Origin of the sequence: Steroidobacter sp. (assembly GCF_016790065.1) — a bacterium.
Taxonomy (GTDB): domain Bacteria; phylum Pseudomonadota; class Gammaproteobacteria; order Steroidobacterales; family Steroidobacteraceae; genus Steroidobacter.
Window position 1 is genome coordinate 1 of sequence record NZ_JAEUPY010000846.1, and the last position, 3,943, is coordinate 3,943.

Here is a 3,943-nt window from a genome sequence, read left to right on the forward strand (position 1 = left end):
ATCACGATGTTCGCGATTCTGATGGGCGCATCGAGCGCGCTGTCGTTCGCGTATTACTCGACTGTGTATAGCGCGATTCAAGATGTCGTAGCGCCCAACCTGCGCGGCACGGCGGTGTCGTTGTACTTCTTCGCGATGTATGTACTGGGTGCGAGCTTCGGCTCGACCATCATGGGCGCGCTGAGCGACCACTTCGCGCATCAAGCCATGCTGACTGCCGGCGCGACTGAGATGGAAGCATCGTTCCGCGCGGCTGGCTTGCACAGTGCGATGTATGTGATCCCAGCGTTGATGTTGTTGTGCTCGGGATCGCTGTTCGGCGCGTCGCGAACCGTTACAGCCGACATGAAAGCAATGCAGACGCAGACGAGCCAATGAGGCTCGTCGACGAGTAAAGGTCTTAACGCGTTCCTGTCAGGCTTTCCATCATCAAGCCTGTGCCACCTTTGGACACGTGCGCGACGATGGCGGTGCGGCGATGAATCTTGGTGACCACGCCGAGATTGATGGCGAACGCCAGATGCACCGTGGCACCTTTCTTCAATCCCAGGTTTTCGGTTTCGATGAACACGCCGTTCGCGCTCAAATTGCGCGCGCGGCACAGCTTACCGGGACGACCGGGGACGGAAACGTAAACGGCGGTACGCGCTCTGTGACGTGTATGGAGACGTCGCTCCATGCTCAACTCCCCGAGGTTTCGACGCGCGATCATTATGCCGCGCTCCTACTCACGTGCGAAAGTCTGTTGACGGGGTCTTATGTCGTAACTCGCCATCTATTTCGCGGCACAATGTCACTTGCAGAATATCTACCATAGTGACCACTGCTGCATTCCCCTAGGTACCCACTGGGTGTGATTATGTGAGCAGATTCCCGGCCCCGACTTGGTCATGATCAATAGCCATGATTGATAACAATGGACTGCCCATCGGAGTGTTCGACTCCGGTGTGGGCGGCCTGACAGTACTGCGCGCGCTTCGGCAGCGACTTCCTAACGAACACTTCATTTATCTCGGCGACACGGCGCGCTTGCCGTATGGCACGAAGAGCGGCGATTCGGTGCTGCGCTATTCGATCCAGGCGGCCGAGTTCCTGGTGAATCAAGGCATCAAGTATTTGGTCATTGCCTGTAACACCGCGTCGTCGGTGGCAGTTGAGCCGTTGCGCCAGCGGTTCGCACCCATGCCGGTGATCGGCGTGATCGAACCGGGATCGATGGCTGGTTGCGCGGCGTCGAAGTCCGGGCATATCGCCGTGCTGGCGACCGAAGGAACCGTTCGTGGCGGCGCTTATCAACGTGCAATCACACGCTTGAAGCCGGATGCGAAAGCAAGTGCTCAAGCTTGCTCGCTATTCGTGGCGCTGGCGGAGGAGGGCTGGACGGACGGCGCCATCGCCGAAGCCATCGCGCATCGTTACATCGACGAGTTGTTTGGTAACGATCCGCGAATCGATACGTTGCTGCTCGGCTGCACGCACTTCCCGGTGCTTGCCGACGCACTGCGCGCGGTCATCGGGCCGACTGTAACAATCGTCGACTCGGCGGACACCACGGCCAGAGCGGTCGAGGCGGAGTTATTGGATCGTGGACTGCTGCGCTCAGGAAATCCGTTGCCACCGATTCTCCAAGCCACTGATAGTCCGGAGCGCTTCGCGCGCGTCGGCAGTCGCTTTCTGGGAGAGTCGTTCGACGCTGGGCGCGTCGAGCTGGTGGATCTCGCGCCGTCTACTTAACCACGCTACGGCGCGAGGTCGGCAAGTCGTCGTGCAGTTCCACTCGATTGCGGCCGCAGAGCTTGGCGGCGTACAGCGCATGATCGGCTGCTTCCAGCAGAGCAAGCGTGCTCGGGAAGCGCTGCTTGGTGGTGTAGGTCGCCACACCAATGGACGCGGTGATGTGAATGCCGCCTTCCTCCGCGCCATGATCCGCGCCGGCTAACGACGCGAGAATGCGCTGAGCGACTTGCTGGGCAATCGTGCGATCGGTGCTCGGCAACACCACGAGAAACTCTTCGCCACCGAAGCGGGCGACGAAATCGCTGCCGCGGACCACAGCCTGAATGGCCTGCGCGCAGCTGTGCAAAACCTTATCGCCCACCGGCGTGCCGTACTTTTCGTTGACCAGCTTGAAGCGGTCGATATCGATGTGCGCGACACTCAAGTCGCGGCCGAACACCACGGCCTGGGTGAACTCGCGATCCAACATGCGATCCAGCCACGGGCGATTGAGCACGCCGGTCAACGGATCACGGCGGCTCGAATCCTCGGCCTCTTCGGTGCGCGTCTGCAGGGCGGTGGTGGTGGCCTGCAGGTTGGTGACTTCCTGCAAGGCATGCAGATTTCGGACTGCCAGCAACTCGCGGGCTTCGGCGAGCAGGTTCTCGGCGTCGTCCGCTTGGAGAATGCTGGTCTCGTACAAAGCTTCGGTCTCGGGAATCAGCGCCAGGATGCGCGCCACCACTTCGTTGAAGTGCTCGTGGCTCATGCTCAGCAGGCGATGCGCGCGTTGCGCGAGGGCGGGCACCGAGCTGGCACGGTCCGGGGACAGCACCGCTTCGGCCAGGTCGCTACCCAGCGCGACGCAGCGGGCAAACTGACCTTCTTCGCTGGTGGCGGCGAACATTTGCGGCGAATGGCTGGCTTCTACCGGCTTACAGAGCCGTTCCGGCAGGTTCCAGGCGCGCAGCATCAAGGCGGTATAGAAAGAATGATCTTTGCCCAGCTTGGCGATTTCGTACGCCACCCAATCGGCGTGGGTCGAGTTGGGCGGCAGCTGGGCGTAAAAGTCGCGCGCCGCCCGGTCCAGGGCCAGTACGCCCATGTCCTGCAGCATGGCGGACAGGAAAATGTCTTCGGCGTGGCCGGTCTTGGCGGCTTCGCTGAAAGCGCGCGCGGCAGTGGCTGCCAGCAAGGCGCGGCGCCAGAAGCGGCTGAAGTCGATGCCGGTGGCTTTCAATGCGCGCATGGACGAAACCAGCGAGAAGCTCAGCGCCAGGGTCAGCGCGGCATTCAGGCCGATGATCACTAAAGCTTGCCGAAGGTTCTGACTTGGGCGCCGTTGTGCGTAAAATGCCGAGTTCGCGATGCGCAGGATCTTGGCCGTGAGCGCCGGGTCGCGGCCGACCGCGGTGGCGACCTTGGCCATTTCGATGTCCGGATCGCGGGCGAGCGAGATGATCTCAGTCGCCACTTGCGGCGGACTGGGAAAATCGACCTGGGCCTTGAGGCGTTGTTCTAGGTCCTGGGGCAGCATGGCCAGCGTCCCTGAGCGGGTGAGAATGACTTTGCAGCGCTTGAACGGCGCATGTCGGGCCCTGTATCGGCGCGGCGCGAGATGACTTAAGCGGGAAATTTGCTTCGCCGGACCAAACAGCTGTCGGTTGCTGTTGACACTCAATAGGTTGGCGAAGAGAATGCCCGGCTCTTATGTCCGCGGAGGGGTACCCAAGCGGCCAACGGGGGCAGACTGTAAATCTGCTGGCTTATGCCTTCGTAGGTTCGAATCCTACCCCCTCCACCACTCCTTTAGCGGGTGTAGTTCAATGGTAGAACCTCAGCCTTCCAAGCTGATGGTGTGGGTTCGATTCCCATCACCCGCTCCATTGCTACCGCGATGAGTTGAGTACGGCGGTCATAAGAGAGTTTGTTCGAGGCGCTCACGTAGCTCAGTTGGTAGAGCACGTCCTTGGTAAGGACGAGGTCATCGGTTCAATCCCGATCGTGAGCTCCAGATATTTTTTTGCTGGGCTGGGACTTCTGATAGAGGAACGCCGCTGTGGCCAAAGAGAAGTTTGAACGCACCAAACCGCACGTAAACGTGGGCACCATCGGTCACGTCGACCATGGCAAGACGACGTTGACGGCCGCCTTGACGAAGGTGATGGCGGAGAAGCACGGCGGTGAATTCAAGGCGTACGATCAGATCGACAAGGCGCCTGAAGAG

The 3,943-nt window shown here is 60.6% G+C and carries 4 protein-coding genes, 3 tRNA genes and 1 pseudogene; 6 read left to right on the plus strand and 2 right to left on the minus strand.

The genetic code is table 11. From position 1 onward, the window contains the following. Positions 1-378, plus strand: a pseudogene (locus tag JNL55_RS33970) (MFS transporter); the annotation flags it as partial. Between the two features lie 22 nt (positions 379-400). On the opposite strand, the gene JNL55_RS33975 reads toward JNL55_RS33970, so the two are convergent. After that, positions 401-679 (minus strand): PilZ domain-containing protein, encoded by a 279-nt coding sequence (locus tag JNL55_RS33975; protein ID WP_116808918.1) that lies wholly within the window; start codon positions 677-679, stop codon positions 401-403. A gap of 224 nt (positions 680-903) precedes the next feature. Here JNL55_RS33975 and murI point away from each other — a divergent pair, with 224 nt between their 5' ends. Continuing rightward, a complete protein-coding gene (gene murI, locus JNL55_RS33980) occupies positions 904-1,734 on the plus strand; it encodes a glutamate racemase (protein WP_293865308.1) in 831 nt (276 codons plus the stop codon). Here the strand turns inward: murI and JNL55_RS33985 are convergent. After that, a complete protein-coding gene (locus tag JNL55_RS33985) occupies positions 1,727-3,253 on the minus strand; it encodes a GGDEF domain-containing protein (RefSeq protein ID WP_293865311.1) in 1,527 nt (508 codons plus the stop codon). The genes murI and JNL55_RS33985 overlap by 8 nt on opposite strands. Before the next feature lie 181 nt (positions 3,254-3,434). Between JNL55_RS33985 and JNL55_RS33990 the strand changes: the two genes are divergently transcribed. The 4 genes from JNL55_RS33990 to JNL55_RS34005 all read left to right on the plus strand — a co-directional run. Beyond that, a tRNA-Tyr gene (locus tag JNL55_RS33990) sits at positions 3,435-3,520 on the plus strand. Positions 3,521-3,528: 8 nt separating this feature from the next. Then, positions 3,529-3,602, plus strand: a tRNA-Gly gene (locus JNL55_RS33995). A gap of 52 nt (positions 3,603-3,654) precedes the next feature. Further along, positions 3,655-3,730 (plus strand) — tRNA-Thr (locus tag JNL55_RS34000). A 45-nt stretch (positions 3,731-3,775) separates the two neighbouring features. Further along, positions 3,776-3,943 (plus strand): GTP-binding protein (locus JNL55_RS34005; RefSeq protein WP_293865314.1); only part of this gene is annotated, 168 nt, incomplete at its 3' end.